General features: G+C 61.1%; 22 protein-coding genes. 12 read left to right on the forward strand and 10 right to left on the reverse strand.

Annotated elements, in window-relative coordinates:
- Positions 1 to 38: 38 nt before the first annotated feature.
- The 3 genes from ACYQ12_RS08820 to ACYQ12_RS08830 form a co-directional block, all read right to left on the reverse strand.
- The gene (locus tag ACYQ12_RS08820) at positions 39 to 965 is read right to left on the reverse strand and encodes a ketopantoate reductase family protein (RefSeq protein WP_459870352.1); all 927 of its coding nucleotides are present in this window, start codon (positions 963 to 965) and stop codon (positions 39 to 41) included.
- Positions 962 to 2,935: a DNA topoisomerase III gene (locus ACYQ12_RS08825; protein WP_459870355.1), complete on the reverse strand. Its 1,974-nt coding sequence runs from the start codon at positions 2,933 to 2,935 to the stop codon at positions 962 to 964. The genes ACYQ12_RS08820 and ACYQ12_RS08825 overlap by 4 nt, the downstream gene beginning before the upstream one ends.
- A gap of 107 nt (positions 2,936 to 3,042) precedes the next feature.
- On the reverse strand, positions 3,043 to 4,950 hold the full coding sequence (locus ACYQ12_RS08830) for a hypothetical protein (RefSeq protein WP_459870358.1): 1,908 nt from the start codon (positions 4,948 to 4,950) through the stop codon (positions 3,043 to 3,045).
- Between the two features lie 133 nt (positions 4,951 to 5,083).
- On the opposite strand from ACYQ12_RS08830, the gene ACYQ12_RS08835 reads away from it, so the two are divergent.
- Positions 5,084 to 6,886 carry an SEC-C metal-binding domain-containing protein gene (locus ACYQ12_RS08835; protein WP_459870360.1) on the forward strand — a complete coding sequence of 601 codons (1,803 nt, stop codon included), beginning with the start codon at positions 5,084 to 5,086 and terminating at the stop codon, positions 6,884 to 6,886.
- 22 nt (positions 6,887 to 6,908) lie between these two features.
- Here the strand turns inward: ACYQ12_RS08835 and ACYQ12_RS08840 are convergent, their stop codons facing one another.
- Positions 6,909 to 8,282 carry an AmpG family muropeptide MFS transporter gene (locus ACYQ12_RS08840; RefSeq protein ID WP_459870363.1) on the reverse strand — a complete coding sequence of 458 codons (1,374 nt, stop codon included), beginning with the start codon at positions 8,280 to 8,282 and terminating at the stop codon, positions 6,909 to 6,911.
- 218 nt (positions 8,283 to 8,500) lie between these two features.
- On the opposite strand from ACYQ12_RS08840, the gene rfaH reads away from it, so the two are divergent.
- From rfaH to ccoM, 3 genes are all read left to right on the forward strand, one after another.
- The gene (rfaH, locus tag ACYQ12_RS08845) at positions 8,501 to 9,046 is read left to right on the forward strand and encodes a transcription/translation regulatory transformer protein RfaH (RefSeq protein ID WP_459870365.1); all 546 of its coding nucleotides are present in this window, start codon (positions 8,501 to 8,503) and stop codon (positions 9,044 to 9,046) included.
- Between the two features lie 22 nt (positions 9,047 to 9,068).
- Positions 9,069 to 9,554 carry an FKBP-type peptidyl-prolyl cis-trans isomerase gene (locus ACYQ12_RS08850; RefSeq protein ID WP_459870368.1) on the forward strand — a complete coding sequence of 162 codons (486 nt, stop codon included), beginning with the start codon at positions 9,069 to 9,071 and terminating at the stop codon, positions 9,552 to 9,554.
- 294 nt (positions 9,555 to 9,848) lie between these two features.
- Positions 9,849 to 9,977 (forward strand): cytochrome c oxidase subunit CcoM, encoded by a 129-nt coding sequence (gene ccoM / locus ACYQ12_RS08855; RefSeq protein WP_459870370.1) that lies wholly within the window; start codon positions 9,849 to 9,851, stop codon positions 9,975 to 9,977.
- A gap of 101 nt (positions 9,978 to 10,078) precedes the next feature.
- Here the strand turns inward: ccoM and ACYQ12_RS08860 are convergent, their stop codons facing one another.
- Both ACYQ12_RS08860 and ACYQ12_RS08865 read right to left on the reverse strand, forming a co-directional pair.
- On the reverse strand, positions 10,079 to 10,675 hold the full coding sequence (locus ACYQ12_RS08860; RefSeq protein ID WP_459870374.1) for a lytic transglycosylase domain-containing protein: 597 nt from the start codon (positions 10,673 to 10,675) through the stop codon (positions 10,079 to 10,081).
- Complete coding sequence (locus ACYQ12_RS08865) at positions 10,656 to 12,377, reverse strand: proline--tRNA ligase (protein ID WP_459870377.1); 1,722 nt, start codon at positions 12,375 to 12,377, stop codon at positions 10,656 to 10,658. Before ACYQ12_RS08865 ends, ACYQ12_RS08860 begins: the two co-directional genes overlap by 20 nt.
- Positions 12,378 to 12,702: 325 nt before the next feature.
- Between ACYQ12_RS08865 and ACYQ12_RS08870 the strand changes: the two genes are divergently transcribed.
- Entirely contained in the window at positions 12,703 to 13,140 is a 438-nt protein-coding gene (locus ACYQ12_RS08870; protein WP_459870379.1) for a hypothetical protein, read from the forward strand.
- Positions 13,141 to 13,368: 228 nt separating this feature from the next.
- Here the strand turns inward: ACYQ12_RS08870 and ACYQ12_RS08875 are convergent, their stop codons facing one another.
- Positions 13,369 to 14,553 (reverse strand): benzoate/H(+) symporter BenE family transporter, encoded by a 1,185-nt coding sequence (locus ACYQ12_RS08875; RefSeq protein WP_459870381.1) that lies wholly within the window; start codon positions 14,551 to 14,553, stop codon positions 13,369 to 13,371.
- 105 nt (positions 14,554 to 14,658) lie between these two features.
- On the opposite strand from ACYQ12_RS08875, the gene ACYQ12_RS08880 reads away from it, so the two are divergent.
- Positions 14,659 to 15,240 (forward strand): helix-turn-helix domain-containing protein, encoded by a 582-nt coding sequence (locus tag ACYQ12_RS08880; RefSeq protein WP_459870384.1) that lies wholly within the window; start codon positions 14,659 to 14,661, stop codon positions 15,238 to 15,240.
- A 160-nt stretch (positions 15,241 to 15,400) separates the two neighbouring features.
- A complete protein-coding gene (locus tag ACYQ12_RS08885) occupies positions 15,401 to 15,823 on the forward strand; it encodes a DUF2267 domain-containing protein (protein ID WP_459870387.1) in 423 nt (140 codons plus the stop codon).
- Here the strand turns inward: ACYQ12_RS08885 and ACYQ12_RS08890 are convergent.
- Genes ACYQ12_RS08890 through ACYQ12_RS08900 form a run of 3 tightly spaced genes read right to left on the reverse strand, consistent with a single transcriptional unit; the run spans position 15,783 to position 18,162 of the window.
- The gene (locus ACYQ12_RS08890; protein ID WP_459870389.1) at positions 15,783 to 16,766 is read right to left on the reverse strand and encodes an N-acetylmuramoyl-L-alanine amidase; all 984 of its coding nucleotides are present in this window, start codon (positions 16,764 to 16,766) and stop codon (positions 15,783 to 15,785) included. The two genes, ACYQ12_RS08885 and ACYQ12_RS08890, sit on opposite strands and share 41 nt — an antisense overlap.
- Positions 16,767 to 16,777: 11 nt before the next feature.
- Positions 16,778 to 17,524, reverse strand: a complete 747-nt coding sequence (locus ACYQ12_RS08895) for a DUF3307 domain-containing protein (RefSeq protein WP_459870392.1) — start codon at positions 17,522 to 17,524, stop codon at positions 16,778 to 16,780.
- Positions 17,521 to 18,162, reverse strand: a complete 642-nt coding sequence (locus tag ACYQ12_RS08900) for a hypothetical protein (RefSeq protein WP_459870394.1) — start codon at positions 18,160 to 18,162, stop codon at positions 17,521 to 17,523. The genes ACYQ12_RS08895 and ACYQ12_RS08900 overlap by 4 nt, the downstream gene beginning before the upstream one ends.
- 258 nt (positions 18,163 to 18,420) lie before the next feature.
- Here ACYQ12_RS08900 and ACYQ12_RS08905 point away from each other — a divergent pair, with 258 nt between their 5' ends.
- The 5 genes from ACYQ12_RS08905 (at position 18,421) to fdnG (ending at position 26,385) form a co-directional block, all read left to right on the forward strand.
- Entirely contained in the window at positions 18,421 to 19,494 is a 1,074-nt protein-coding gene (locus ACYQ12_RS08905; protein ID WP_459870397.1) for an AI-2E family transporter, read from the forward strand.
- 171 nt (positions 19,495 to 19,665) lie between these two features.
- Positions 19,666 to 20,949: an ATP-grasp domain-containing protein gene (locus ACYQ12_RS08910; RefSeq protein ID WP_459870400.1), complete on the forward strand. Its 1,284-nt coding sequence runs from the start codon at positions 19,666 to 19,668 to the stop codon at positions 20,947 to 20,949.
- Positions 20,950 to 21,015: 66 nt separating this feature from the next.
- Positions 21,016 to 23,040 (forward strand): CocE/NonD family hydrolase, encoded by a 2,025-nt coding sequence (locus ACYQ12_RS08915; RefSeq protein WP_459870404.1) that lies wholly within the window; start codon positions 21,016 to 21,018, stop codon positions 23,038 to 23,040.
- 258 nt (positions 23,041 to 23,298) lie between these two features.
- On the forward strand, positions 23,299 to 23,892 hold the full coding sequence (locus ACYQ12_RS18530) for a molybdopterin-dependent oxidoreductase (protein WP_488193311.1): 594 nt from the start codon (positions 23,299 to 23,301) through the stop codon (positions 23,890 to 23,892).
- Between the two features lie 12 nt (positions 23,893 to 23,904).
- Complete coding sequence (gene fdnG, locus ACYQ12_RS08920) at positions 23,905 to 26,385, forward strand: formate dehydrogenase-N subunit alpha (RefSeq protein WP_488193312.1); 2,481 nt, start codon at positions 23,905 to 23,907, stop codon at positions 26,383 to 26,385.
- The last annotated feature ends 11 nt before the right edge of the window (positions 26,386 to 26,396 follow it).

Genomic DNA, 26,396 nt, shown 5'->3' on the forward strand with positions numbered 1-26,396 from the left:
TACGGGGCAGGAGCCGTGCAGGCTGGGGCTGCCGTGTTCTAGGCCGGCGTGGCCCGATAAAGGCCTTCCAGCGCCGGCAGCTCGAGGCCGTGGCGTGTCGCGGCCTCGAGCAGCGGCCCGAGGATGGCATCGCGTTCGGTGCGCCTTCCGGCGAGCACGTCCTGCAGCATCGAGGCGCGGTTATTGGCGGTCCTCTCCACCACTTGCCAGATCGATACCCGCCATCCCGTCTCGGGAGGCGGCACCTTTTCCGCTGCCATGACGGCGACGATATCATCGATTACCGCCTCGACCATGGGGCGAAACGGGCGGTCGCGAAGCTGACCGTTACGGATGCGAAAACGGGCCACCAAGGGATTGATGGCGGCGTTGACGGCGAGCTTGTGCCAGAGCCGGACGCGGATATCGTGACACGCCGATGCCGCAAGCCCCACCCGCTGCAGGGTCATGGCGATCTGCTCGGCCAGTGGAGCATGGCGTCCTTCGAGGTGGCCGATCCAGGTTTCGCCATGACCGGCATGCACAATGCCGTCATTCTCCACATAGGCGCCTTCCGTTGTCGTCGCACACAGCACCGGCCCCTTCCAGGCTCTTGTCAGGCGGGGCTGGAGAGAGAAGCCGTTCTGCAGCAGCAGCAAGGGGGTGGTAGCGGCGATGCGGGGCGTGACTGTCTCGAGCGCCGCCTCGGCGGAATACGCCTTGGTGGCAAGAATCACGAGCGCTGGCACAGGTCGCCCGGGCAATTGAGCGGCGGACAGGCGCGGCAGGGCGATACGTCGTGTCGTGCCCTCGGGCGTCCGGTAGGCATAGGGCGTCTCGTCGGGAACGCGGCCGACCAGTTGCAGGGGCATGATGTCCGTGAGCCGGGCGGCGAACAGTCGTCCCAGGGCGCCAGCGCCCAGGATCATCCAGGAAGAGGTGCACATTGCGGCGGTAGGCCTATGCCGCGAGGCGTCATCGTTCATGACGGAGCCGAGGTCTTGCGTCGCCGCTTGGCAGTGCGGGGCGGGGAGGCTTCGGATCGACTCGAATTCCTCTTGCCGCTTTTCGTACCTCCACGCTTGCGCGTGCGAGAGGGGCCCTGCTTGTTGGGGGCAGGGGCCTCGATGCTCTGAGCGCTGCGGAAGGCCTGTTGCATGCGTCCGGCATCGGCCTGCCTTAGCAGCTCGTGCAGGTCCTTCACCAGCTCGTCAAGAAAAGGTGCTGGCGGATCGTTCTGCTCGGCGATGGACGATAGCCGCTGTTCCCATAGTGCGGTGCGCTCCGGGCGGGTGGCCGCCTCCGGTAGGGCCGCGATCAGGGCATGTCCCGTGCGGGTCGCGCGCAGCGTGCTCTTCTCGCGGGCCACGTAACCGCGTTGCACCAAGGTCTCGAGGATGCTTGCACGAGTCGCTTCGGTGCCCAGGCCGTCGGTATCACGCAGCGTGCGTCGGACGGCATCGTCCTGGACGTAGCGGGCCACGTTCATCATGGCCTTGATCAGGCTGGCATCGGTGAAAGGCTCCGGCGGGCGCGTCTCGCGATCCTCGACGGACTGCGCGACGACATGCGCTTTTTCCCCTTCGCGCAAGGCCGGCAGCGGGGGCGCCTCGTCGCGGGTGGTGAACAGCGGTTTCCAGCCCGGCACGAGAATCTCCCGGCCCTGAGCCCGGAAGATCTCGTCGAGCACGGTGAACTCCGCCTTCACTTCCCGGGTCTCCAGCGGCGCGTAGAACTGCGCCATGACGTTGCGCACGATGAGCCGGAAAACGTTGGCCTCGTTGGCGGTAAGCCTGGCGAAGTCCGGGGTGCGCCCGGTCGGTGTCAAGGCGTGGTGCGCCCCGACCTGCTTGTCGTTCCAGGCTTTCGAGCGGCGGGTGAAGTCGGCGCCGGCCAGCCACTCGGCAAGAATGGCATCGTTCTGGCAGGCGCTGGTCAGCAGCTTGGGCGCCTGGGCGAGATGGGCCAGGGGCAGGTAGCGACAATCGGAGCGCGGGTAGGTAATCAGCTGATGACGTTCATAGAGCGCTTGGCAGGTATCCAGTACCGCCTGGGCGGAAAGCTTGTAGCGTCGGGCGGCGTCGACCTGCAGCGCGGAGAGCGAGTAGGGCAGCGGTGCATTCTGGCGCTTGTGTTGAGCCTCCAGATGCGACAGCCGACCCTGACTGCCGGGCAGGCGAGTGGCCAGGGCATCGGCCGGGGAGCGCTCCAGAAGGCGACCCTGCTCGTCGAGGCGGTGGCGCTCGCCGGGCTGCCACCAGGCGCGCACCACGCCATGTTCGACTCGCAGATCGGCCCAGAGCACATGAAAGGGCCGCGGGACAAAGCGGGCGATCTCTTGATCGCGACGAACGATCAGCCCCAGCACCGGGGTCTGCACGCGGCCCACCGACAGGACACCATCGTGGCCGGCTTGTCGGCCGGTCAGCGTCCAGGCGCGCGAGAGGTTGATGCCGTACAGCCAGTCGGCGCGCGAACGCGCTTCGGCGGCACGGTACAGGGGCTGATAGCGGTGATTGTCCTCCAGGTGGCTCAGGGCCTTGCGTACTGCCGGCAGGTTGAGGTCGCTGATCAGCAGGCGCATCACCGAACCTCGCCAACCGAGATGCTCAATGACTTCCTGTACCAGCAGTTGGCCTTCGCGATCCGGATCGCCGGCATGCACGACGCTGCTGGCGGACTTGAGCAGCCGGCGGATCACGGCGAGCTGACTGCGGGCTTTGGTTCGAGGCATCAACTGCCAGCGGTCGGGCACGATCGGCAGGTGATCGAGACGCCACTGCTTGTAGCGCGGATCGTAGGCATCCGGCGCCGCCTGCTCGAGCAGATGGCCGAGACACCAGGTGACGCAATCCTCTCCCGCTTCCAGATAGCCTTCGCGACGCTGGGGCGAGGCGGGCAGAGCGGCGGCGATGGCCCTGGCGAGGCTGGGTTTTTCGGCAATGATCAGCCGCATGTCGTGTCCTGCTGAAGCCGTAATGAGCGATGATTCACTGGCTGGATATTCTTACAGCATCCGAAGCTCTTGGCCAGTCTGGCGTGCGTTATCCGGGCTGCCATGCGCTACTGGCGATCCAGGTGGCGGCGTGCCTGTACCAGGGCGCGATACCAGTCGCGTTGCGGGGCGCCCACGGCTGGGGGCCGCTGACTGAGATAGCTGACGTTACGAACCTCGTTGCGTGTACTCGACAGGTTGGAAAGCATGCGCAACGTGGCTTCGCGCGCGCCGTACTGGCGGCTGAGAAACTCGATGGCGGCCGGTTCGAGATCCACCCGATAACGGCGCACGAGGGCCAGGGCCAGGGATTCGGCCGTACGCGACAGGTCGACGTCGATCTCCTTGACCATGGCCGCCCCTAATGCAGCCTTGGCGGCAGCTGAAAGGTTGGGCTCGAGCTGCCCGAAATCCGCAGCGTTTGAGCTGTTGATGGCGCGCTGGACGGCGGGGCGGGAGAGCTGGATATAGGGTTCGAGCGCCAGAGTGATGTCGATCGCCAGGCGCTTGGCGGTGTCCACGCTCACGGCCAGTGGCACATCGCGCTCCACCTGGCTGACGCGGTCGTCGATGTTGGCAGCCTTGAGCGACTTGGCCAGGCGCTTGCAGACCTGTGCCTTGGCCTCGTCATCGAGCGCGATGGTGCGTTCGCGAATGCGCAGGCCGCGGCGGCCGGGGCCCAGCCGCAGGCGTGTGGTCTCATCGGAAAGATGGGCACTGACCTCTTCCCAGCGCTGGGCCATGCGCAGCAGTTGCGCATGGCTGCGGCCGATCTGCTCGTAAGCGCTCGAGACCGTCTTGTAGAGCCTGATGGCGTTGGTCAGGATATCCGCCTTGGTGCGCAGGGTGCGCTTGCGTTCCGTCTGCCCGGCTTCGACGGCCTGCGCCAGATGCTGGATCTGTTCGGTGAGCGCATTCATGGCCTGGACGGAGCGCTCCAGCAATACATCGGCGCGCAGCCCCGATGCCGCGTCTTCAACCAACGTCCCCGATTGCTCGGCCAGATAGGCGGTCAATGCCTTGAGACGCGACAGGCCTGTCGCCTGGGCAATGCGGTATCGGGCGCGGGCCTCTTCGAGATTGTCGAAGGCACGGGCCAGGCGCCAGCGACCGCGGTATTCGAAGCTCAACATGGGAATCTCGCGGCCACTGATCAGCTCAAAGGCCAGAATGAGGACTTCCTCGACGTCCTGCAGGGTCATCAACAGGTCATTGTCCTGTTCGATAGCGGCCATGATGCGCTCGATGAAGTTCTCGTCGCGCGGCACGCCCTGGTGGATGTTCGGGGCATGGCCCTCGAAGCGCTCGCGCAGCAGTGTCGTGGCCTGGGGGGCGACCTCGAAGAGTTCGACGAACTGCGGCTCCAGCGTCTCACGGTTGAGGGCGACCAGATCGCGGATACGGGCGTGCAAGCCGACGCGGCGGTAGATATCGATCTGAGCGATGACCCGCGCGCTGTCGCGGTCGTCGAGCAACTCGATGGCAGCCAGTTCGACTCCTTCGGGTGACAGATCCTGCTTGCGCAGCAGCATGGCGGCCGCTTCTCGCCGTCGTGCCTCGCCTTCCAGGTTCTCGACGATCAGATTGCGTGTCACCAGCAGCAGTTCGGGCAGGGTCTTGATGACTCGTTCGATCTTGCGTTCGGTCCGGCTGACCCGGCCTCCCCGGGTCAGGTTGTGAGCGATATTGGCGATGATACCCGCGGCCCCGGTGATCACCGTGAAGGAGATGAAGAAGATGTAGTTTTCCAGCGTCGGTGCCTTGCCGTAGCCGAGCAGATAGCCCCCCCAGGCGCCGAGCAGCGTGACGGGCCCTGCAGTCCAGAGGATCTGCAGCAGACTGACGGTCCAGGGCACCTTCTCGACGGCTGCGGTAATGCGCCGGATTTCGTCAAGTCCCTCGCGTTCGAGGCGCACCTGCGGCGTGTCACTGGCAGGAGCGGCGGAGTGGCGACGTGTGAGGCGCGGAAACAGCAAGATGACCATCCTTCGTGTTGGGGTTCAACGGCTCGCAGTATACCGCGGACAGCATGATACTGGGGACATCACACCATGCTGAGCGGGAATATCGGGCATGATAGACTGAGCGGATTTTCCCGGGGAGGATGCGATGCTGGCCATATGGGTAGAACAGCTGCTGGGATTCTCCAGTGGGGCGCTGAGCGCCATTCGCGACAACGAGCACTATCCGGCATTGATGGCCTGGGCGCGTGACGAAGGGGCCAGGCGATTGGGCGGCAATCTGGCGCTGGCTCAGGCACTGGCGCCGTTATTGTGGAACCAGACGCCACTGGCGCGACTGGGTTTCGAGACGGAGCCGCTGGCACAGCCCGGGCGCAACGAGCCCTGCTGGTGCGATTCGGGACGCAAGACCAAGCAGTGCTGCGGCGCAGTGACATTGCCGGGAGCACTGCCACCGCATCTGATGTGGATGATGTCGCTGAAGGAGTGGAAGGGCGAGACGCTCAAGGCGGCACTGGAAAGTGGCCGTGCGCCGGCCCAGGCCCAGCTCGAGGCGGGGCTGATTGCCGCCGAGAGCGGCCAGCGGGGGCGTGCCCAGCAACTTCTCGAAGCGTTGTTCGATGCCGCCGACTGGTCGCGTCTGCCCGAGCAGGCCGAGCCGGCCTTCGAGATCCTCATCGATCTCTATCAGGAGCGCGGCTTCCACCGCAAGAAGGCGGCACTTCTCGACGAGGTGCTCGAGAGAGGGCCGACCTTCCTGCGCGGCGTCGCTCTGGAACGTCTATGTCTGATGCATCTCGATAGCGAGGATCTGGCGAGCGCTCGCGAAGCCTTCGTACGTGCCCAGCAGACCTTGCCGGACTCGCCCACGCTGGCCTATATCGAGGCCATGCTGCTGCTGCACGAGGGACATGTCGACGAGGCGCGGGAGCGGGCGCGCTTCTGGTTCCGGCGCTTGTCCCGGCGCAGCGATCTGGATATCGACCAGCTGCAGTTCCTGGCGGATCTGGCGGAGAATCCCGGCGCGGCGCTGGCCGAGCAGATGGTCAACTCGGAGGAGTCGCTGGCGGAGCCGCTGGTGGCGCTTCAGGCGCTTTTCGAAGTGCTGACGCCGGCACCCAGATTGCGCTTCGTGCATAACGACGATCATCGTGTGGAGTATCGCTCGACGGCGCGTGAGGACACCCTGTATGCCGCCTGGCTGGAGGTCTTCCAGGTCGAGATCGACGAGGAAGCGGCGCTGGGTTTCGTGTCGGATCCCTGGAACGAGGCGGTGGATTGGCTGCAGGGTGTCTCTGCTCACCCCGAATGGCTGGATTCGCCGCGGGTTGTGCAATCGTTGACGCTGGCGCTGGCCAGCCGCTTCGGTAGCCTGCCGTGGATGGCGGAAGGCTTCTTCTCGCCACTGGCGTCACGCTTCGAGCGGTGGCTCGATCAGATCGAGGCCGAGGGAGATGTTTTCGCCTGGCATGACGCCGACAACGCGGTACTGCTGCGCTGCGGTCTGGCACTGGTGATCGGCATGGAGCGCGGCGCTCGCGAGCGCTCGCGCAAGCTGGCCGAACGTCTGCTGGCGCTTGACGATGAAGACAGTCTGGGGCTGCGCGAATTGGTGCTCGATCAGTTGCTTCGTGAAGGCCGTGACGAAGAAGCCCTGTCGCTGAGCGAGCAGGCCGATGGCGACGCGCTCCTGGGGGTGCTGATGGGGCGGGTACTGGCGCTGTACCGGCTGGCGCGTCAGGAAGACGCTGCCCACGCTCTGGAAGAGGTACACGAGGCCAATCCCCATATCGTGGCGATGCTCTGCGAGGAGCGCCCGCGCCCGGTGCGCCTGGCACTGGATACCCCCGAACCCGGAACGCGGGCGGAGGCTTGGCAATATCGCATGCTGATGCGGGACCAGTGGGCCAACACACAAGGCGCTCTGGACTGGCTGGCACAGCATCGCTAGCGGAATGTCATGCCGGCCGGCCTCAGTGGTGTGTCGTCGCCTCGGGAGCATTCGATACCCACGTCGGCTGGCGGGCGATTCGCCAGGCCAGCCAGACGGCGGGCAGGCCCAGCAGGGCGCTAAGAGTGAAGAACGTCTCGTAGCCCATCTCCGTTACCACGATGCCGGAAAAACCGCCGATGAACTTGCCGGGAAGCGTCATCAGCGATGAAAAAAGGGCATATTGCGTCGCGGTGTAGGCGCGCGACGTCAGGCTCGAGAGAAAGGCGATGAACACCGTGCTTGCCAGGCCGTTGGCCAGGTTGTCGCCCATGATGGTGAGGATCAGCAGCGGCAACTGGTGACCGGAAGCGGCCAGCAGCACGAACAGCAGGTTGGTCAATGCCACCATTAGAGCGCCGATGACCAGCATGCGTCCTACACCGTAACGCACGACGAGAAGTCCTCCGACAACCCCGCCGAAGATGCTCATGGCGATACCGAATACCTTGGTCACGTTGGCGATTTCCGACAGGCTGAAGCCTAGATCGATATACAGCGGGTTGGCCATGGCAGCCATCGACAGGTCGCTGATTCGATAGACACCGATCAACAACAGCAACCAGAGTGCCTGGCGTCCGTATCGCGTGAAGAAATCGGTAAAGGGGCAGACCACGGCGCCCAGCGTCCAGGCCATCAGACGGCGCAGGGAGCCTGGCCAGTGGTGACTGCGGCGCAGGAAGCGCTGAACGCGCGGTTCCTGCTTCAACTGTACCCCAAGAGACGAGCGCGTCGGCTCGGGGCGCAGTAGAACGGTCAGCATGCCGACGCCGATCAGCGCCGCCATGCTCAGATAGGCAGCATGCCAGGAAACCAGGTCGGCGATGTAAAGGGCGCCGGCACCGGCGGCCAGCAGCCCGCCACGGTAGCCGATGATATAGGTGGAAGCCATCGCCGCCTGGATATCTTCGGCGGCGGACTCGATACGGTAGGCGTCGATGACGATATCCTGCGTGGCCGAGCCGAAGGCGACCAGCAAGGCAAAGCCGGCGACCCATCCCAAGTGGCCCTGGGGCGTCAGCCCGGCGAGTCCGACGAGCCCGGCGGCGATCGTAGCCTGAGCCAGCAGCATCCAGCCACGACGCTGGCCCAGCCAGCGCGACAGGCCCGGCAGAGGGAGACGATCGACGACCGGAGCCCAGAAGAACTTTATGGAGTAGAGCATGCCGACCCACGAAAAGAAGCCGATCGCCGCTACCTCGACACCCGTATCACGCAGCCAGGCGGTCAGCGTGGAGAATACCAGCAAGAATGGCAGCCCGGCGGAGAAGCCGAGAAACAGCATGGTCAGCACGGGAGGCTGCAGGTAAACGGCCAGCGAGGATCGCCACGAGCGTGCGGGGGGCGCGTTACGCATGGGAACCTCGCCGGGCGAAGCCATGACATGAGACTCCCCGAGGGCACCGGACAGACAACATGCGTGGATGATAGTATCGGTAGGGTGACAATCGGATCACATTAATCAATGCCATGCCTTAAGACGGTAAGTGATACGTGGAGCGGTGACGAGTCGTCCAGCACCTTGAAAGTCTGGTTGCGTACCGTGGCATACCCTGAAGACGAAGGCCAGATATCATGACGGATCATGCCGACTTCAACGCGTCGCCTGAGGAGAGAAGCTGTCCACGTTGGTACGTGGTGCAGTGCAAGGGAGGGGAGTCCTTTCGTGCCAGCGAGCATCTGAGCAACCAGGGGTACCGAGTCTTCCATCCGGTGCTCGAGATGCAGAAGAAGCGTCGTGGCAAGCTCTGCTGGGCTGCCGAGCCGCTGTTTCCGTATTACCTGTTCATTCATCTTAATCGTCTTTCCAGCAACTGGCGGCCGATTCGCTCGACACGCGGCGTACTGCGCCTGGTCAGCTTCGGCGACGAACCGCTGGCCGTTCCCGATGCGCTGATTGATTCTCTACAGGAATGCGCGCAGCGCCGTGCCGAGGATCAGCAGGCCAACGTCTATTTCCGCCCCGGTGAAATCGTCGAGATTACCGCCGGCCCCTTTCAGGAGCTGCAGGCTGTCTTCGAGAGCCAGAAAGGCGAAGAGCGGGCCGTGATTCTGATCAGCATGCTGCACAAGCAGCAGCGCCTCGAAATGCCAATCGGTCAGTTGCGCCGCAGCTCGTAAGTCATCTTCCGGAGATACTACTATGCCGATCACTCCCCAGCAGGTCGTAACCCTGCACTACACGTTACGGGATGCCGCCGGGACCGTGCTCGACGATTCCCGTCAGCGCGACAAGCCACTGGAATACCTGCACGGGCACGACAATATCGTGGCCGGCCTCGAGCAGGCCCTACAGCCCCACGAGGCTGGCGATATGCTTGACGTGACCCTGACACCCGAGCAGGCCTACGGACAGCGCGATGAAGCCCTCATTCAAGACGTCGCCCGCTCGGCCTTTCCCGGCAGCGACGGGCTGGAGCCCGGGATGCGCTTTCAGGCTCAGGGACCGGATGGCCCGCGTGTGGTCACGGTACTCGCCGTAGATGCAGGACAGGTTACCGTGGATGCCAACCATCCCTTGGCGGGGGAAACGTTGAGCTACGCACTCGAGATTCTCGCGGTCCGCGAAGCGACCCCCGAAGAACTGATAAAAGGGCACCCGCTGGCCAGCTCTGACGAGACGCCATGAAGCAAGACGCGTCATCTCCATGACCGAAACGGTGTCGAAGTAGAGAGTATTCTAGCTGCGCCTGCCAGCTTTCAGGCAAGCCTGTTGCCCCTCTAAGCGACGAAAAAGCGCAATGCCTGAGCCGCTTTTTCGCGTCCTTGCGCGCCTCCTGCAAGGGAGCTGGCGGCTAAATTGATGCAGGTCAAGCCCATAGGGGCCCCGTCCGTCGCTGGCAGATAAAACTTGATCCATATCAGACCCGGCTGAGCTCTCTCTCGCTAAGGTGACTGCATCACATCGCGACGGAGAGTGATCATGTATTGGGATGATGCCGTAATATTCGGGTTGGGTGCCGTGGGGTTGCTGATCGCCTTCATGGGCGGCCTGGGATGGCTGATCATTCGCGATAACAAACGCAACGGCAAGAAGAATAACCCACGCTAGGTGCTGTCAAGTTTGTCGTCAGGGGAAGGGGGCTTCGGCCTCCACTCGCCGGCCTCCGGGCCGGCTTTTTTATTTATATAAGCCGTAATGTCAGTCTTCCTCTACTCCTGCGATATCCACCAGCGCTGGCTCCAGGCGCGCATGACGCGCTCCGGATATATCGTCTGACCAAGACTGCCATTGTAACGTGCCAGGGCACGGGTCATGTCGCCATGTTCGAGATCGAGATAGAACGCCAGTATCGTGCAGCCATAGCGCAGATTGGTGGCGGGATCGAACAGATCATCCTCGGGTCGTCCGATCTCCCGCTTCCAGAACGGCATGATCTGCATAAGCCCCTGAGCACCGGCCGAAGAGACAGCATTGGGCCGAAAGGCACTTTCCACCTGAATGATCGCCAGCACAAGCTGGGGCGAAAGCCTGGCTTCCCAGGCCTGCTGATGCACTTGGCCGAGCAGGGCAAGACGCTGCGTGGGATCCGGAATGGCAGCAGTCAGCCGATGCTGCATGTCGAGCAGCCAGACCTGGGCCTCGAAGGCGTCTACAAACGCACGCTCACCGGACATGACGCTATCGAGGGTATCAAGCAGGGCTTGGGGAACATCCCGGGGAATGGCCGCCGCCTTGACGCAAGGGGAAAGCGAAAGGGCCGCCGTCAGCAGGACGGCGGCCAGTGCCTCAGTGCGCGAGCCGCTCACGCAGGAAGTCGATGGCTTGGTCAGCGGGAATCATGGTTGCTTCGGCATCGCGGCGCCCCTTGTATTCGAGTTCGCCCTTGTCGAGGCTGCGCTCGCCGATCACGATACGATGGGGAATGCCGATCAGTTCCTGGTCGGCAAACTTGACTCCCGGGCGCAGGTCGCGGTCATCGAGCAGCACGTCGATGCCGGCCGCAGTGAGCTCGGCATAAAGCCGTTCGGCAGTCTCGCGTACACGCTCCGACTTGTGGGCATTCATAGGGACCAATGCCACCTCGAAAGGCGCGATGGCGTTGGGCCAGATGATGCCGTTGGCGTCGTGATTCTGCTCGATGGCGGACGCCACCACGCGGGTGACACCGATACCGTAGCAGCCCATCCAAAGGGTGACGGCCTTGCCGCTGTCGTCCAGCACGGTGGCATTCATCGCCTCGGAGTACTTCTTGCCCAGCTGAAAGACATGGCCGACTTCGATACCGCGCTTGATCGACAGCTGCCCGCGTCCATCCGGTGACGGGTCGCCCTCGACCACGTTGCGAATATCGGCCACCTTGGGCAGGGCGACGTCGCGCTCCCAATTGATACCGAAATAGTGCTTGCCATCGATGTTGGCGCCGGCGCCGAAGTCACTCATCAGCGCTACGCTGCGGTCGATGACGACCGGCATCTGCAGATTGACCGGGCCCAGGGAGCCCGGGCCGGCACCTACGGCGGCACGGATCTCGTCCTCCGTGGCCATGGTCAGGGGAGCGGCGACCTCGGGCAGGTTCTCCGCCTTGACTTCGTTGAGCTCGTGGTCGCCACGGACCAGCAGGGCGATCAGCCCACCTTCGGCAGCATGAACCATCAGCGTCTTGATGGTCTTCTCGATGGGCAGGCCATGCTGCTTGACCAGTGTCGCGATAGTCTTGGCATGGGGCGTGTCGACCAGACGCATCTCCTCGCCCGGCGCGGCCCGCTCGGTCTCTGCGCCCACAGGTGCAGGCAGAGCCTCGGCCTTTTCGATATTGGCGGCATAGTCGGATTCGGTGGAGAAGGCGATATCGTCCTCACCGGATTCCGCCAGCACGTGGAATTCATGCGAGCCGGTGCCGCCGATGGAGCCGTTGTCGGCCAACACCGGGCGAAAATCCAGGCCGAGACGCGTGAAGATGCGCACGTAGGCATCGTACATCGCCTGGTAGCCTTCCTTCAGCGAAGCTTCATCGGTGTGGAAGGAGTAGGCGTCCTTCATGATGAACTCGCGCGAGCGCATCACGCCGAAACGCGGACGGATTTCATCGCGGAACTTGGTCTGAATCTGGTAGAAATTGGCCGGCAACTGCTTGTAGCTGCTGATTTCACGGCGCACCAGGTCGGTAATGACCTCCTCGTGAGTCGGGCCAACACAATAGTCGCGTGCGTGACGGTCGACCAGGCGCAGCAACTCGGGGCCGTATTGCTCCCAGCGCCCCGACTCCTGCCAGAGCTCAGCCGGTTGAACCGCCGGCATCAACACTTCCTGGGCGCCGGCACGATCCATCTCCTCGCGCACGATGCGTTCGACCTTGCGCAGGGTGCGCAGACCGATGGGCAACCAGGTGTACAAGCCCGAAGTCAGGCGGCGGATCATCCCCGCACGCAGCATCAGCTGATGACTGATGACCTCGGCGTCGGCAGGAGTTTCCTTGAGAGTGGAGAGCAGCAGTTGACTGGCACGCATGGATACGGCGTTCCCTTAGAGTAGGCAGTGACGTTGGGCACGGTATGCTGGGGACAGATGCCCCTTGCCCATGAGGCTCTCCGTGCGTCAACGGACGGAGAGGCATGATGAAGGCATTGTACGATCAAGCGGTTGTCTCGGCAAAAGGCGAAACGCGTTCCGAGACTTAGCGCAGATCGAACGCTGGCGGCGAGCGGCTCTCTTCCTGCTGGCGGCGAAAGCCTCAGCCACGTCAGTCGAGGTGCAGCCTTGATCAGACGGTGGACAAGAGCCGCTGTTTTTAGGATAAGATGCTTTACGTCGTAAGCCCAGCAAGGAGAGCCCCATGGCCCCATTTCGCCCCCGAAACCTTCTCGTGGCCACCCTCATTGCCGCGTCCATGACCTCTTTGGCGGGTTGCGGTACGATTTTCTATCCCGAGCGAAAAGGCCAGATGAACGGTCGAATCGACCCGGCCGTGGCGGTTGCCGATGGTATCGGCCTGCTGTTCTACATTATCCCCGGCGTGATCGCCTACGCCATCGATTTCTCCAACGGCACCATCTACTTGCCCAGCCGTAGCACCGCCGAGCTCGACACCTTGCACTTCGAGGATGAATTGGATGTCGTCACGCTCGAAAAGATGCTGGCGGAAAAGACCGGACAGCCGGTCAGCCTGGATAGCGAACTGGTCCGCGTGGAGCAGGTCGGAACGCTGGACGAGGCGCTGGCACTGGTGCGTATGGCCGGCATCCATGATCGTGATCGACTGGCGGCCATGTGATCCGGCATTAGCGTATCGCTAACAGATATCTCGCCATCGTCCGGCTTTGCTTGATCGCATCGAAGCCAGGCGATGGCTTGTCTGCGGCAGCTTTTCATCAGCAAGCACGCCGTCATGCCAGCTGTCGTTGAGGTAATGATAAGCGAATTCTTCTTATACCGTTATCTAGCTCCTTGCCTACCTGTCATTTGCCTTCCCCACGTCCCGGCAGGAATGACAGGGTTAGGGCTATGTCGTTTGGGCTCGCCGCCAATGCAATATACCCTGCGCCAGCAAGCCTGCCACCAATCCCCAGAAAGCCGAACCGACTCCCACCAAAGTGACTCCCGAAGCGGTGACCAGAAAGGTGATCAGGGCAGAATCGCGCTGCTTTTCGTCCTTTAGTGCAGTTGCCAGGCTGGTTCCGATGGTGGCCAACAGCGCGAGCCCTGCCACGGCCAGTATCAGCTCATGGGGGAAGGCGGCGAATAGCGCGCCAACCGTTGCACCCCATACGCCGGTCATCAGATAGAAGATACCGGCGGCGATTGCGGCAATGTAGCGTCGGCTGGGGTCGGGATGCGCTTCGCGGCCCATGCAGATGGCGGCAGTGATGGCGGCGAGATTCAGAGCATAGCCGCCAAAGGGAGCAAGTATCATGGTCGCGATACCCGTCCAGGTAATAAGAGGCGACAGCGGAGGCGTGTAGCCGGAGGCGCGAATGACGGCGATACCGGGCAGGTTCTGCGAGGCCATGGTGACGACGAATAGCGGGATACCCACGCTTATCAACGTGGCAAGGGAAAACGACGGGGCAGTAAAAACCGGCGTGCTGATGGCAAAAGCGAAGTCTTCGAAATGCAGTTGCTGTTGACTGGCGGCAATCGCCATGCCGATCAGCAATACGCCGATAATTGCATAGCGTGGCCATAGCCGCTTGCCGAGCAGATAAGCGATGAACATCGCGAAGGGAATCCAGAAGCGCGATTGCATCGCTAGAAACACGTCCATGCCGAAGCGCAATAGAACGCCGCCCAGCATGGCCGACGCCAATGCTTGGGGAATGTAATGCATCACCCTTTCGAACAGGCCGGTGATGCCGCATAGCGTGATGAGTAGCGCCGAGAACAGGAACGCACCAATCGCTTCCGTCATCGGTACACCCGGCAGGCTGGTGGCCAGCAGGGCCGCTCCCGGTGTTGACCAGGCGGTGAGTAGCGGCATGCGATAGTAGAGTGATAGCCCTATCGAAGTGATTCCCGTCCCGAGCCCCAGCGCCCATAGCCAGGAACTGATCTGGGCTTGCGTCGCGCCGGCGGCATCCGCCGCTTGAAAGATGATGGCCGCCGAACTGCTGTAACCCACCAGGACGGCGACGAAGCCGGCCACGATGGCCGACAGGGAGAGATGAGGGGAGCGCAAGGTAAAGGGCATCGCAACATCCGTAGTGTTGTGCGTTATAGCGCACGAGCAAAGCTCAACATAGCATTGAGCGCTATGGCGTACAATCGGGCTTGAACCGCGGTTGGAGACGCCACCATGCAGGACATCAAACAGCACATTGCCGCGACACTACGGGCGCACCGTACCGGGCGAGGCTGGAGCCTGGACCGCGCCGCTCGTGAAACCGGCGTCAGCAAGGCCATGTTGGGGCAGATCGAACGAGGCGAGTCTAGCCCCACCGTGGCGACGCTATGGAAAATCGCTAGCGGCCTGCATGTCTCCTTCTCGCATTTCATCGATACGGCAGGAGAGTCGAGAGAAGCGGATACCGGCACGTTATGGCGTGACAGCGCTGGCGAGGTCTTCGACGAAACGGTGTCCGGCATGCGAGTCGTGCCGCTCTTTCCTTATGATTCGCGTCTTGCCTTCGAGATGTTTCTCATTAGCCTGGTGCCCGGAGCATGCAGCGAGTCTGCACCCCACGAAGCCGGCGTGATCGAGCATGTCATCGTCATAGAGGGAGTGATGGAGCTTTGTCTGGACGGGCAGTGGCATCGACTCAAGCCGGGAGACAGCGTGCGTTTCGCGGCCGATCACCCGCACGGCTATCGCAATCGGGGGCGAGTTCAGGCACGTTTCCATGACCTGATCCATTACCCCCGTCATCGGGATGGCTAGCCGTTTATATGTTTTTGCAAAACATAAGTCATTGATACAGAAAATACGCGCCCGATGCCTATAGTGTTCGTGAGTGAGCCGATGAGGTTGGGCTCTGATGCATATCCTTGGAATGCACGACCATTGTGGGATTAGGCTTTACGGAAAAAGGGAGGTTGTCATGAGCGAATCCGGACTTCAGGTTTTCGACAAGACGCTGCATACCACCCATATCTGGCTCGATGATGTCATGGCCGATCTCGGGCAGGATCGTCAGGTCGCCTGGCATGCATTAGGTGCGGTGTTGCGGACCTTGCGTGATCGTCTGCCGCTTCCGCTGACGGCTCACTTGGGCGCGCAGTTGCCGCTGCTGGTGCGTGGTGCTTACTACGATCGTTGGCAACCCGAGGTACAGCCCGATACGATTCGTTCTCGAGAGGAGTTCCTGCAGCGCATCGAGGATGAACTCGCCAAGACTAACAGTGACGTAGACGTCACGGAGGCGGTTCGTTGCATTTTCCATGCGCTCTCGCAGCATGTCGATCCGGGGCAGATAGAGAAGGTCAAGCAGGCCCTGCCTGCCGACATTCAGGCTTTGTGGTGAGCAATGCCTGTGGTAAAGCAGAGTGAACGTTGCTCTGTCGATGCGATCGGCAGGGCAACGACGGCTTTGCCAACAGCTCATTAGCCGCCTGGCTGCCGCGGTACTTGTCGATCAATGCCCATAGCAGTGCCGTGGTTTCGGGATCCGGGTAACCGGCATGATTGGCTGGGCGGAAGTGCATCTGAAAGGCCCTCAGCACATCTCGTGTCGAATCATCGAGAGTGCCGTTCGCGTTCAGGGCATAACCATAGGTTACCAATGCCAATTGGACTTGCCTGAGGGACGGCGGGTCATTCCGGAACCTTTGCCGGTAATATTTTATCGTGGCATCGTCAGGCCATGCGCCTATGCCGGCTTGATACAGCTGATACCAGGGAAAGCGTGGGCCGGGGTCAATCTTGCGCGACGGTGCAATATCGGCATGGCCCACCACATCGGTCGGCTCGATGCCGTGACGCTCGATGATGTCACGGCTTAGCGCAATGACAGCCTTGATCTGCTCCGCAGGGTAAAGGTCCCAACGCCGTCCGTGCGCAGTTACAAGGGGCCCCTGATTGACGATCTCGATGCCGATCGAGGTGTCATTGAGGTTAGTGTGACCCCGCCAAGCGCTTTTCCCGGCGTGCCAGGCGCGCTGGGACTCCTTGACCAGTTGAAAGACAAGGGGCTGGTCCAGGCCTCGATGAGGTGGCAATGGCACGACGTAATGGGCGCTGACGAGCGGGCCGGTCAGAGTATCCAGTGCTTGCCTCTCTTTGCTGTCGGTATAGTGCAGCACCAGATGGCGAATACGGCTGTTGTACGCAGTGGCCACATGGCGAGAGTCAACGAGATAACCCGTACGCTTCTCCAGCGATGCGGAGCCGGTACAGGCGCTCACAAGCATCGATAGCACCAGCAGAGCGAATGTTTTTCCTGTCATTGCCATTGTCTGTCGATTCATGGAGCGCCGGCCTACAGCACGCCCAGCCCACGGCGGACGAGCAGGCCGAGGCTGAGTGTCAGGGCAAAGCTGAGCATCGTGCCCAGCAGCACGTACTCGGTGAGTTTTCTGTCTCTATCCTCACGCAGATCGCCAAAGCGTAACACCGACTTGGCTGCCAACAGGAAACCGATCGGCATCATCTGATCGGTGAGGACAAACGTGAGCACCAGAAAACGCTCCAGCATGCCGATTCGCGCTCCCGCATCGGCCAGGGTGCCGGCATTTTCGATCTGGCCGCTCCAGCGGCGCATCACCAGCGCAATGAGAATCGACAGCGGACGAAGGATGAGCGTGTACGCGACGACAATCAACAGCACGTCCGGGCGCACCAGAGTGGTGGTGGTGACTGAAACCAGCCATGGCCAGGCCGCAAATAGCGCTGCCCAGACGAGTATCAGCACGATCAGATGAAGCAACTGGTCTAAAAGGAAGTAGCGCAGTTTTTCCGCCGCCAGATGACTCTTGAGAGTATCGATCAGGAGATGCGCCGACCCGATGGCCAGTGCCGCCAGCATTGCCTGCCCAATCGGCTGACGGGAAACCAGCAGGACACCAAGCGGCAGCAGGGTGTGCACCCCGGCATGGAGATAAAGTGCCGGAGAGCGATGACGCCGCGCTTGTTTATCCTGTACCCAGGCGCTGCTCTGCAGCAGGAAATCGCCAGCCAGATGCGCCAGAAGCAGAGCCAGCAGCAGTGCCAGAGCCTGGGGGGTCATGGCATTGCCTCGACGATACGCCGGGAGGCGTAATCCAGATAATCTCTAATAAGAGGCCAGCGGGCCGCTGCCAGCCGCTTGTGAATCGTCGGCTGGGCACGGCCGAGGCGCTTGGCCAGTATCTGCTGGGTCTCCTCATGGAGCAGGCTCAGATAGGCGACCTCGGCGGAATAGCGAGACCAGTGGCTGATGAGGTCGTCGGCAAAGCGGGTCAACAGGGAGAGGTCGTCGTTCAGCGCCTCGAACGGCGAAACAATTGCCAGACGGTCCACCGTGTGTGCCATGGCGTCGAGACGATGCCCCGAGAGCACGAAAGCCTCCCCATCGGCATCGGCGAAGCGTCCGGAGTCGGGCATCTGGCCGTTTCCCAGCCCAATCGCGACTCGCGCATCCCACATCTGCTGGCGGGAGGGGGAGTATTGGATCAGGGATGCGCGTACCAGGACTGCCGCGGTGACGGCGGTACCGGGAGTCGGAAGCGCGATCTGGAATCCATCCCCCCGATAGCGGCTGCCACGGGCATCCAGCCGGCACGCAAGGATGTCCAGGATGGCTTCCAGTGTGTCATGTAAAAGCGCTTTATCGTCGATGCGTTGGGATCCCACCACGTCGCCGGTGAGTACGCCGATTCTTTTCATGACCCTTTCCTGTCACGCTAATAGCCTTTTTGACGAATATAATACATTAATAACCCTATAGGGCTATTACAGCATGGCGCCTACCTGGTAACGATGAGGCGTTTACGGCGCAAGCGAGTGAGCATTTACTGTATTTATATACAGTATAACTGAGGGAGGCGGGATGCAAGTCTTGTTCGCTGGCTACACTACAGGTCATCCACCTTGATAGACCGAGGTCATCTGATTCGACATGCACACATTACAAGGAGCGTAAACGTGCAACAGTCCAATGATAGTGCTGGCCTGAGGGCGTATGCCCGTCGGGTATGGATCGCTGTCGGCATCGCCGCCAGCACGGGCGTGGCGCTGATGCTGCTCTGGCTGGGGCTCGAGGTAGTGCTTATGACCCTGGCCGGGTTGCTGCTCGCCCTGTTCTTCTATATTCCGGCCGACTGGCTCACTCGGCGAAGCTTCCTTCCCTATCGCGGTGCGCTGGGCGTTGTCCTGCTCATACTGACAGGGGCACTGGTGCTGTTCAGCCTGAATTTCGCCTCCAATATCACCCAGCAATCCCAGCAACTGGCCGAAATATTGCCGGACTCTCTCGAGGCGCTTGAGCAACAGATACAGGCTTGGCCCATGGGGGGACAGATCCTTGATCATCTGCAGCAGGGCGGGACCCTCATCGGCACCTTTGGCAGCGAAATGTCCCGAGTCACTACGGTTTTCACGACTACATTCGGGGCCTTGGCCAATCTCGCGGTCATCTTTTTCGTGGGTCTTTTCGTGGCTTTTGAGCCTGCAACGTACCGTAAAGGGTTGTTGTTGCTGGTTTTTCCGCAAAGGCGCAATGCGGCGGCCAAGCTGTTGACAGCTATCGTGCACAAGATGAGCTGGTGGCTGTTGGGAAGACTCGTGTCGATGGCTGTCATTGGAGTGCTCACTGGCCTGGGACTCTGGATCCTCGGGATCCCGATGGCGCTCTCTCTCGGTCTGCTGGCGGCAGTGCTCACGTTTATCCCTTATCTGGGGCCTATGCTTTCGGCCATTCCGGCGTTGCTGGTGGCGTTCACGATGGGGCAGCAAATGCTTGCCTATGTCGCCGGGCTCTATCTAGGCGTGCAACTGCTCGAGAGTTATCTCATCACCCCGTACATACAGCGGGAAGCCGTCAGTATTCCACCGGGAATACTCATCACGGTTCAAGTGTGGCTCAGCCTGTTTGCCGGGGCGTTGGGATTGCTGATGGCCGGCCCGCTGACGGCTCTGGCGATGGAACTCGTCAGGCGAGTCTACGTGAATGGCTGGCTGGCCAAGTATCAACATGAAATAGAGACGGGAGACAAATAGTTACTTTATAAGGCTTTAGCCGGAGCTGAGCAGTACGCTACGTTGTGATACAGACGGATCCTGGCGGCTTGTCTACGTTATTAAGAAAGGTGTCAAGAAAGGAAAACCGGGCGCAGGGAAAGAGGGCCGCGTTGACCGCAGCCCTGTCACCCACAGCATGGAGAGCACATCATGAAACGGAATATTTTTATTCCCGCGCTGGATGAGTATCAGCGGGCCGAACTGGAAACTCTACGTCACGCTGATGAGTTCGATTTCCACACTCTGCTGGATATCGAAACCCTGGTGGAACCCGACCAGCTGTCGTTCAACGATGTGTTGGAAAAGATGCGTCAGGAACTGAAGAGCTTTTCCGGTTCGGTGGACGCGATTATCGCCCATTGGGATTTCCCTACCAGCGTGCTGGTCCCTCTGCTCTGCAAGGAGTACGACATTCCCGCGCCTTCGCTGGAAAGCATCTTGAAGTGCGAACACAAGTACTGGAGCCGCGTTGAGCAGCGCAAGGTCATCCCCGAGGTCGTTCCGCACTTCTGCAGCGTCGATCCCTTTGCCGAGAATCCGCTGGAGCAGGTAAATCTCGACTATCCGTTCTGGCTCAAGCCGGTCAAGGCCTTCTCCTCGCAACTGGGATTCAAGATCGAGAATGCCGAGCAGTTTCACGAGGCCATCGAGGCAACCCGCGCCGAGATTCGGCACTTTGGCGATCCGTTCAACGAGGCGCTGTCCTATGCCGATCTGCCTCCCGAGATTCAGCAGGCAGATGGTAACAGCTGTATTGCCGAGGAGATCATTTCAGGCATTCAGGGCGCACCGGAAGGCACCATGTTCCGAGGGAAATACAATGTTCATGGGGTCTTCGATCAGCCCAGCGATGAGACCGGGAAGGTATTCGACCGACTCGAATATCCCTCGTCACTGCCCGAGGCGGTTCAGCAGCGCATGATCGATATCAGCGAGCGTTTTCTCAAACACATCGGCTTCGATAACGGCTGCTTCAACGCCGAGTTCATGTGGGAGGAGGAGAGCGATCAGCTCTGGTTGATCGAGTTCAATACCCGGATTTCTCAATCGCACAGCGAGATGTTCATCATGGTGGATGGCATGTCCAACCATGAGGTGGCAATAGACGTCGCGCTGGGCATCGAACCCGCCATGCCGCGCCGTGAGGGGCAGTTCAACGTCTCCGCCAAGTGCATGATTCCTCATTACGAGGACGGCATTGTCCGTCGTGTCCCCAGCCAGCAGGAGCTGGACGAACTCTATCAGCGGTTTCCGGGCTCCGAGGTCAGGCTGGAAGTCGAGCCGGGAACACGCCTGAGCGAGCTGCCCAATCAGGACAAGGTTTCCTATCACTTGGGCACTATCTATCTGGGGGCCGAGTCTCACGAGCAGATCCGTGAGCGGTACAAGGCCTATCTGGAGGCGCTTCATTTCGAATTCGAGCCGGTCGAGTAACGTACCGGAAAACGCCGAGGCGATACCCGCTGAGTCGTTATTGGAGAGCAATACAGAGGAGAGGCAATGAAAACGGACGTTTCACTCCCTTATGACGTACGCGTCATTGAGAATGTTTTCATTACCATGCGAGATGGTGCCCGGCTGGCCGCACGCATCTGGCTTCCGGTGGATGCCGAGAACCAGCCTGTTCCGGCCATCATGGAGTACATCCCCTACCGCAAGCGCGACATCACTCGAGGACGGGATGCTTCCAACCATCCCTACATGGCGGGGCACGGATACGCTTGCGTGCGTGTCGACATGCGCGGCAGCGGCGATTCGGATGGTGTCATCACCGATGAATACACCCGCCAGGAGCAGGAAGATGGTGTCGACGCCATTGCCTGGATCGCCGAGCAGCCATGGTGCGACGGCAACGTCGGGATGATGGGCATCTCCTGGGGCGGGTTCAACAGCCTGCAGGTCGCGGCTCAGCAGCCTCCCGCCCTGAAGGCGATCATCAGCGCCTGTTCGAGCGACGATCTTTACGCCGATAACATGCACTACATGGGCGGCTGTCTGCTGGGGGACAACCTGTCCGAGGCCACGGTGATGTTCGCCTTCAACAGCCTGCCGCCGGATCCCGAGATTGTGGGGGATCGCTGGCGCGACATGTGGTTCGAGCGTCTGAAGGGCAGCGGCCTGTGGCTGGAGCCGTGGCTGGAGCATCAGCGACGCAGCGCCTACTGGACGACGTCGTCGGTTCGCGAGAACTATTCGGCAATCCAGTGCCCCGTCTACGCCATCGGGGGGTGGGCCGACGGTTTTACCAACACCGTTTTCCGCTTGCTCAAGCATCTCGAAGTGCCACGCAAGGGGCTAATCGGCCCGTGGGGGCACAAATATCCCCATGATGGCATTCCCGGACCCGCGATCGGCTTCCTGCAGGAGGCCGTGCGCTGGTGGGACTACTGGCTGAAGGGCAAGGACAACGGCATCATGGACGAGCCCATGCTGCGTGCCTGGCGTCAGGACAGCATTCCCCCCCATACCTCCTACGAGGATCGACCGGGGCGGTGGATAGGCGAGCCCAGTTGGCCATCGCCGAACGTCGATGAAATCTATTACCCTTTGGGGCCTCGCTACATCGCCGCCAGTGAAGACGAGAAGGTCGAGCGCGAGGCGATGACCATCCAGTCGCCCATCAGTGTCGGCATGCATGCGGGTAAATGGTGCTCCTATGCCGCGACACCCGATTTGCCGGGGGACCAACGCGAAGAGGATGGCGGTGCGCTGGTGTTCGAGAGCAAGCCGCTCGAGGAGCCCTTGGAAATCTTCGGTCGGCCCAGCGTGGAACTGGATCTGGCCGCCGACAAACCGCTGGGAATGGTGGTGGCACGCCTGTCCGATGTGGCACCGGATGGCCAGGCAACGCGTGTAACCTACGGGTTGCTCAACCTGGCACATCGCAACGGGAGCGCAGAACCGGAGCCCATGCAGCCGCATAGCTATTGTCGTGTCAGGGTCACGCTCAACGGTATTGCACAACGTTTTCCCGCAGGGCATCGGCTGCGCATTTCCCTTTCCACTTCCTACTGGCCGCTGGCCTGGGTACCGCCTGAACCGGTGACGCTTACCATCATGTCCGGTAGCAGCTCGCTCTGTCTGCCCGTTCGCCCGCCGCAGGCAGAGGATGATCGGCTGCCGGCGTTTGGTGAGCCGGAAAGCACGCCGCCTCTGGAAACGCGTCTGCTCGAGCCAAGCGAGCACAACTGGCGGCTGATCAGCGATCTGGCGAAGGATGAGTCCACGCTCGAGGTCATCAATGACCAAGGGGCGTTCCGGATCGAGGAGATCGGGACCGAGATTCGCCGCAACACCCATGAGTGGTACACCATCCGCAGCAACGACTTTACCTCGGCACGTGGGGAAACCTATACCGAGCGGGCCTTCAAGCGTGATGATTGGGACGTTGAGGTGACGACCCGCACGGTGCTGACATGTACGGCAACCGATTTCCACCTCTACGCGCAGCTCGACGCCTTCGAGGGAGACAAGCGGGTGTACTCGCAGAATTGGGATCGTACCATTCCCCGCGATCATCTCTAGTGGCGAGCTGGAAGCCATAATGCGATATCATTTCCGCCCGGGTCACTCCGGGCGGAGTCGTGTGTGCCATCGGGTTTAGGGCTTATTGTGAGGCGAGTCAACGGTTTAGATTTGTATCGTTGGGCAATAAGGTCTTTTATGTTTGAAAACGAGCCGCTACGCTAGTGTTATAGGCACTGGTACCCAATGATGATGAGAGAGCGACAGTCGTCGACTACCTAATCGCTCCACCCGGTATCGTTTGATGAGGAGATACCCATGACGTTGCGTGTAACGCGAAGACAATTTCTCAAGCTCGGGGCCGCCGGCATGGCCACGTCCAGCATGGCGATGCTGGGCTTTGCGCCGGAACCCGCCGTTGCTTCCATCCGCCACTTCAAGCTGACCGCCGCCAAGGTCACCCGCAATATCTGCACCTATTGTTCGGTCGGCTGCGGCATGCTGCTCTACAGCCGTGGCGATGGCAGCATCAATTCCATCGATGATATCTACCATGTCGAGGGCGATCCGGACCATCCGGTCAGCCGCGGTTCGCTGTGTCCTCGAGGCGCGGGCGTACTTGACTTCATCAAGAGCGACTTCCGTCTCTCGCATCCTCAGGTGCGTGAGGCAGGCAGTGACCAGTGGAAGACCATCAGCTGGGATGAAGCTCTGGGCCGTATCGCACGGCACATGAAGAATGATCGCGACGAAAACTTCGTCACCCACGATCAGGAAGGCAATCTGGTCAATCACTGGTTGACGACAGGGTTCCTGGCGGCTTCGGCCTCCACCAACGAAACGGGTTACCTGACGCACAAGGTGGTACGTAACCTCGGCATGCTGGCTTTCGACAACCAGGCGCGCGTCTGACACGGACCGACGGTGGCAGGTCTTGCCCCAACATTCGGTCGCGGTGCCATGACCAATCACTGGGTCGACATCCGCAATGCCAACTTGATTCTCTCCATGGGCGGTAACTCCGCCGAGGCGCACCCCGTGGGTTTCCGTTGGGTGACGGAGGCGATGGAGAAGAACAATGCCCGACTGATTACCGTTGATCCGAGATTTACCCGGACATCGGCAGTGGCCGATTTCACGGCCGAGATCCGTACGGGTACGGATATCACGTTCCTGGGCGGCCTGATCAGTTATCTGATCGAGACCGACCAGATTCAGCACGAGTATGTGCGTGCCTACACCGATGCCAGTCTGATCGTGAGAGAGGACTTCGGTTTCCATGACGGTCTGTTCACCGGCTTCCGACCGGAAAGCGACCAGGCCGAAGGCGCTCAGGCTTATGACAAGGAGAGCTGGCATTACGAGAAGGACGAGAATGGTTACGCCCGACGTGACGACTCTCTGACGCATCCGCGCTGTGTCTTCCAACTGCTGCGCAAGCACTACAGCCGCTACACCATCGACATGGTGGAAAGCGTCTGCGGTACACCGCGCAAGAAGATCCAGAAAGTCTGGGACATGATTGCCGAGACGGCCGTGCCCGGCAAGACCATGACGATCCTGTATGCTCTGGGCTGGACACAGCACTCCATCGGGTCGCAGATCATCCGTGCCGGTGCCATGGTTCAGCTGCTGCTGGGGAACATGGGGATGCCTGGTGGCGGGGTGAATGCGCTGCGCGGCCACTCCAATATCCAGGGCCTGACCGATCTCGGTCTGCTGTCCAATCTTCTGCCGGGCTACATGAACCTGGCCTCGGCCGGCGAGCAGGACTATTCCAGCTACATCGAGACGCGTACCAAGCAGCCCTTGCTGCCGGGCGAGGTTTCCTACTGGCGGCATTACGAGCGCTTCCATGTCAGCTTGATGAAGGCATGGTTCGGCGATGCGGCCACGCGGGAAAACAACTGGTGCTACGACTGGCTGCCCAAGCTGGAGCGTCCGCTGTACGACGTACTGTGGGCGTTCAATGCCATGGATCATGGCGAGATGAACGGCTACTTCTGTCAGGGGTTCAACCCGCTGGCGGCCTTCCCGAACAAGGCGAAGATCAGCAGTGCGCTGTCCAAGCTGAAGTATCTCGTCATCATGGATCCGCTCGTCACCGAGACCAGCGAATTCTGGAACAACTATGGCGAGTTCAACGATGTGGATCCTTCACAGATCCAGACCGAGGTCTTCCGCCTGCCCACGACCTGTTTCGCGGAAGACAACGGTTCCATCGTCAACAGTGCCCGCTGGCTGCAGTGGCACTGGGCTGCCGCACCGCCTCCCGGCCAGGCGAAGGCGGATATCGCGATCATGGCGGGCCTGATGCGCCGTCTGCAGTACATGTATCAGGAAGAAGGAGGTGCCTTTCCCGATGCACTGTTGAACCTGGCATGGCCCTACGATGATCCCGAGGATCCGCGCGCCGAGGAACTGGCCAAGGAGTACAACGGCTGGGCGCTGGAGGATATCCGCGACGACGATCGCAATATCGTCCAGCGCAAGGGCGAACAGGTCGAGGATTTCGGCATGTTGCGCGCCGACGGCAGTACGGCCTGTGGCTGCTGGATCTACTCCGGTGCCTGGACCGAGGCCGGCAACCAGATGGACCGGCGCGACAATACGGATCCCTACAATATCGGGATGACCTTGGGCTGGGCATGGGCATGGCCCGTGAACCGGCGCATTCTGTACAACCGTGCGAGCGCGCGTCCCGATGGCACACCCTGGACGCCGGAAAAACGTCTTGTCTGGTGGAACGGTGAACAGTGGGTCGGTGCGGATATTCCTGACTTCCCGGATAATTCACCGCCCTCTGCCGGGGTCGGACCATTCATCATGAACCAGACCGGCACGGGAAAATTCTTTGCCGATCGCCTCATGGCGGAAGGACCGTTCCCCGAACACTATGAGCCGTTCGAGTCGCCGATCGCCAATAACCTGTTGCATCCGGACAATCCGCTGGCCAAGAACAACCCGGCCGCGCGGGTCTTCGAACAGGACCGCGAGGAGTTCGGCACATTCGAGGAGTTTCCGTATGCGGCAACGACCTATCGTCTGACCGAGCATTTCCACTTCTGGACGACGAAAGTACTGCTGAATTCCATCATGCAGCCCGAGAAGTTCGTCGAGATCGGCGACACGCTGGCCAGTGAGCTGGGGATTCAGAGGGGCGACAAGGTACGCGTCAGCTCCAAGCGTGGCTATATCGAGGCGGTGGCAGTCGTCACCAAGCGCATACGGTCATTGCAGGTAGGGGGCAAGACAGTGCACCAGGTCGGTATTCCGATCCACTGGGGCTTCATTGGCGAGGCGAAAAAAGGCTATCTGACCAATACGTTGACGCCTTTTGTCGGTGATGCCAACACCCAGACGCCGGAATTCAAGTCGTTCCTGGTCAACGTCGAGAAGGTATAAGGAGATGATGG

This window comes from Halomonas shantousis (assembly GCF_054654615.1).